Here is a 4,285-nt window from a genome sequence, read left to right on the forward strand (position 1 = left end):
GGCGCAAACGGGATCGCAACGCATGGTGAACGGGCGGTTACTATACACAGCTCAAGTCTTGACGCTGGGCCCCAACCTCGCCGCCCCGACAGCCAGGGGGGGTGTAAGCCATCCTTCCCAGCCCCGACTCCGCATACCACACGCCTATCGTGGAATGAGTTCTTCTCGCTCCGGCCAAACCTCACCCCTCACGCGCTCGGCAGCACGGGACGCGGCCATTTCAAGCGCATCGGGAGCGAGGATGCCACGCGATCGGGCGAACGTCTCAAAAGCAACGCGTGCTGACTCAATGTCTCGCTCGCCCCGAAGCGCTGACCGGCAGACAGCGAGTGTTGCGGCATAGGCGGGGCTGCGGCTTCCCGTCCACTCATCCAGCAACGAACAAGCCTCAGCGACGGAACTAATGTCGCTTGGAAAGCCAAGACCGACGAACACACTAACTGGCGTTGAAAATAGCTTAGCCATCTGAGACTCCCGCGACGAGACGCCAAATAAACGCCAACTTTACGACGGTTGCGTGGTTCGCGGCAGTAGACCAAACGGCGTAACGACCATCTCACAACAGGCTGGGTGGGATAAACACAGGAGTATATATGCCGCCCTGCCGATGAACACCGTGACCGGCGATCGGTTGGGATTGCACTCTACCGACTAAGGCCCGACCTGAAGCCAGTGAATGACAATCAAGACCGCCGCGACCGACGCTTCGGCGGTGCGAGCAGCAGCTGCGCGACTGGCGCAGCTTCAACAGTGCGGTGTTCGAAACATTCTTTATACACGCGTCGGGCTAAATAGCTGACGATCAGCCACTTGATGGTTCGCCACATCGGTTCGACCTCTCCTTAGTTGAGTGGTCAACGCGGCGACCTCGTGTGGGTTCCGAGCCTCGGGCGGCTTCACGGGCGCCTCAAAGCTCAGCCGTTCGACCGTCGCGACAATCGCCCGCGATAGCGCAGGTTCAGTCGGAGTTATTTACCTAAATCCCGAACTTGCATCTTTTTAGCTAAATCCCGATCTTGTATCGCCTCGGCGAGCGCAATCTTGTTCACGATCGGTGCAAGAATTTTCGTAGGTATGCCACGCTTCCGGTCGTCGTCCGTAAAGAAGGGAAGTCCATTGAATACCGATTCCTTGATATCGAATAATTCATAAAATTCGTCGGTGAAATCACCTTCAGGTCCGAGTAATACGAGCCTCTTTATTCTATCCCAGATATCCGGACCAGCTTCTTTCAAAGCCAAGATCGCAAGATCAAGCTCTTCATCTGTCGCAACCCGCCGCGCTGCTGCGATCTCCGCCGCGGACTTTCTTGCTTCCTCGACCAAGCCATCGATCAGGTCGGTCAAGGCAGACCGATCCTCAGCAATCTGCCGAGCAAACTGGGTTGAGGCGAGAGAGGCAATTATGTCGTGCTCAAACTTCTGCTGCCTTGTCTCAAACGTCCTGCTGTTCTGCCACGCGCGACCCGAATGGGTGGAATAGACGGCGCGTGTGGCAATGGCTTCCCAAACCGCCCGATGTCCCTCTTTTATGACCTGGGCTGCAGCTGCTATTTCATCCTGGGTGAGCGGTAACATTGGTGTTCAATTTCGGAGCAAGGGTAGTATATTTGAGTCAAGACATTTCATGGACGAGATTCCGACAGTTGGCGGCAGATCATGGTTTGAGGTGTCATGTCACGGCATCTCTCCGTGGTCTCATGAAATTCCCCGACTTTTGTGGAGATTAGTTCTAAGCTGACATCCATAAACTTATCCGAGAGGCTTTATTGGACGGTAGGTTTGGGTATGAACTTGGGCGATTGTAAATCGTGGCCCAACATTGTTGCCTGAGCGGGCCTAAGTATGATCGGAACAACATCACCTTCGACCGGGAACAGGAGTAGGACGACACCGCCGACTAGTTCGCTCATGGCTACCTCCCACTTGTCGATGGTGATAACCGCCTTCTCGATATTGAGTGTCATTTTGCTGCCCCTTGCCCCGAGGGAGCATCGCGCAACCTGTGCGCGAAAGCAAGCTTCGCTTCCCGCTACGATCCCTCTCTCAGGACCGCTTGTCGACCAGCCGCTTTCCCTTCGGCGGCACGTAGCTCTCGACCAGGCGAACGTGCTCAATGTCGACAGTCACCAGCGGCCGTAGGCTGATCGTCACCTTGTCGCCGTCAATGCGCGTGACGGAGCCGGTGAGCTCCATGTGCTGCCCGATCACGGCCTTCGAAGTCGAATCGACGACCGAATGCGGGTGGGGGTAGGAGGGGATCGTCACGCTGATGCGATCGAGTGTCACCCGCCCGCGCACAACTGCGGTGACAGCGACCTCATCGCCTACTTTGATATTACCCCGAGCCATGCCGAAGACTCTGGAGCAGCGGCGCCTTCGTCAAGGGGTTGCTAATATAGGCTTGTAGAACGAACGCCGCGCTGCTAGGCTTTGGTCTGACTGTATCTAGGACCTTAGTCTGATAATGATTTCTAGAGAACTCGCCTCGAATGCCAAAACTGCCGCCGAGTTTCTCGAATTGATGGGAAATCAGAAGCGGCTTTTGATCATAAACCACCTGGGCGCTGGCGAACTTCCGGTCGGTGTTCTTGCCGAGAAAGTTCAACTCAGCCAATCGGCCGTGTCGCAGCATCTTGCCAAGCTTCGCGCATTTGGCCTCGTCGACGCCCGTCGTAACGGCAAGGCGGTTCACTACTTCTGCTCGTCCGGTGCGGCGCGCGAACTGCTTGCCATGCTGGATGGCTTCCTCGCGACCGGAACACCGCTCATGGGGCCAGGCCCGCACCACGTCGCCGAAAGACTCCGCCGGTGGCGAGTAGTAGCCTGAGAAACAGGCGGTTCCTCGATTGGCGGGGAACCATGACCAGCGTCTCACTGCGAGAGCGTTTTGCCGTCCGAGGGTAAAGCGGCGCACGGCTCGTCGAGAGCTAGTAACAAGGCGGGGGCCTTTCTCGGCGAGCCTGCCTCGGGCCTGATGCTCGCGCTGCTGCACCGCCGGCCGAAGGACGATTTCACAGCACTGCCAGGCAAGCGGATTCGCGCTGGCGGGGCTCTGTGGAACCTAATGGCCGCCTTTGACTTATGTCGGCCATGACCACGCGATCGCGCGGATTTTAATTGCTCTGCGGAGAGTAGGGTTCGGCTGTCCATGAAGAGACGAACATTTGAGCTCCCTAGTATGTTCCGGTCGCTAGGTGATTGTTGCGGATGGAGCCAGCGGTGACGAAATGGCCTAACTCTCTCGTGGCGTCACCGGTGCAGTCGGGGGTGTAGGACCGACCGTCTGGCTTTCGCAGCGAAACTGCGCCACGCGAAGCTGCTGGATTTTTGGGAGGATGGTGCATAAACGGAGCCCGCGCCAAGACCGATAGCGCGGGCCTGTTCAAGGACGGACCCCAATGGGGCTAGCAACCTTCCGCCGTCGTTTTCATCTGGCCAGGAGCAGCCGCCTTGGCGTCTGTATCTTGCTGGCCGGGTGCGGCCTGTTTGGCGCTACCTGTTTGTTGACCCGGCGCGCAGTCCTTGGCCGAATTAGAGTTTGTTCCACTCGTGGTGGTCGAATCCGTGCCAGTCGTTCCCTGGTCAGTCGAGGTGCTCGGCATCGTCGTCGTTGTTGTTGTTGTTGACGATCCGCCTGTGGCGGTGGTCGATTGAGCAAAGGCGAACCCAGTCGACAATGCCGCAATAGCTGCAGCTGCAAGAAGCCGTTTCATACGGAACTCCATATTCTAAGCGTCCCTTCTCCAGCTAAACATCGCAGCGAAACGACGGTTCCGAAGGAATCGGTACGGACGCGGCGTTATTGGCAGCAGGGGATCGATGGTGACGATGGTGAGGCCGTCGGCGGCGCAGAGCCCGTCTAGGACCCAATGGAAGCGGAGATCGACACCTCAGCTGTGGAGTCCGCCGAGCGGGCACCTGAATGAAGCCCCACAGGGTCTCAACGGAAAGCCAAGAGCGCCGTCTGGCCATCAAGGACAAGGACCAGAGAGATCAACTCGCCCGCGAGGTCATGGAAGCCTTCGAAGGCGGCTTCACCGACGAAACTCAGTTGCGGCAGTCGCTTTCGATGCGCCGCAGGGCGACCGCTTAAGCCGCACACACAGCACGGACCCGACCTATCACAATAACCACACCAACAAACCCACCGGAAGACGCGGGAGCGCCTGCATATTAGCGATCGGGAACATACGGCTTCTGCGGGCGTTTATCGGGTGAAGGGTGATCTCGGCCTCTGGGAGGTTGCTATGAGAAAACTGTTCCTTGCTTCGGTGATTGCCATC

General features: G+C 57.7%; 7 protein-coding genes. 2 read left to right on the top strand and 5 right to left on the bottom strand.

All coding sequences use genetic code 11. From position 1 onward, the window contains the following. Positions 1 to 144 precede the first annotated feature (144 nt). The 4 genes from ACWTU9_RS32900 to ACWTU9_RS32915 all read right to left on the bottom strand — a co-directional run bounded on the left by ACWTU9_RS32900 (position 145) and on the right by ACWTU9_RS32915 (position 2,351). Complete coding sequence (locus tag ACWTU9_RS32900; protein ID WP_455861964.1) at positions 145 to 465, bottom strand: DUF982 domain-containing protein; 321 nt, start codon at positions 463 to 465, stop codon at positions 145 to 147. A gap of 503 nt (positions 466 to 968) precedes the next feature. Beyond that, entirely contained in the window at positions 969 to 1,577 is a 609-nt protein-coding gene (locus ACWTU9_RS32905; protein WP_455861965.1) for a hypothetical protein, read from the bottom strand. A 188-nt stretch (positions 1,578 to 1,765) separates the two neighbouring features. Then, complete coding sequence (locus ACWTU9_RS32910; protein ID WP_455861966.1) at positions 1,766 to 1,966, bottom strand: hypothetical protein; 201 nt, start codon at positions 1,964 to 1,966, stop codon at positions 1,766 to 1,768. A 79-nt stretch (positions 1,967 to 2,045) separates the two neighbouring features. Beyond that, positions 2,046 to 2,351 carry a hypothetical protein gene (locus tag ACWTU9_RS32915; RefSeq protein WP_455861967.1) on the bottom strand — a complete coding sequence of 102 codons (306 nt, stop codon included), beginning with the start codon at positions 2,349 to 2,351 and terminating at the stop codon, positions 2,046 to 2,048. A gap of 115 nt (positions 2,352 to 2,466) precedes the next feature. Between ACWTU9_RS32915 and ACWTU9_RS32920 the strand changes: the two genes are divergently transcribed. Next, on the top strand, positions 2,467 to 2,829 hold the full coding sequence (locus tag ACWTU9_RS32920; RefSeq protein ID WP_455861968.1) for an ArsR/SmtB family transcription factor: 363 nt from the start codon (positions 2,467 to 2,469) through the stop codon (positions 2,827 to 2,829). A 577-nt stretch (positions 2,830 to 3,406) separates the two neighbouring features. On the opposite strand, the gene ACWTU9_RS32925 is transcribed toward ACWTU9_RS32920, so the two are convergent. Then, the gene (locus ACWTU9_RS32925; RefSeq protein WP_455861969.1) at positions 3,407 to 3,715 is read right to left on the bottom strand and encodes a hypothetical protein; all 309 of its coding nucleotides are present in this window, start codon (positions 3,713 to 3,715) and stop codon (positions 3,407 to 3,409) included. A 209-nt stretch (positions 3,716 to 3,924) separates the two neighbouring features. Here ACWTU9_RS32925 and ACWTU9_RS32930 point away from each other — a divergent pair, with 209 nt between their 5' ends. Next, positions 3,925 to 4,095 (top strand): hypothetical protein, encoded by a 171-nt coding sequence (locus ACWTU9_RS32930; protein ID WP_455861970.1) that lies wholly within the window; start codon positions 3,925 to 3,927, stop codon positions 4,093 to 4,095. Positions 4,096 to 4,285: the final 190 nt, after the last annotated feature.

This window comes from Mesorhizobium sp. 128a, from assembly GCF_053848025.1.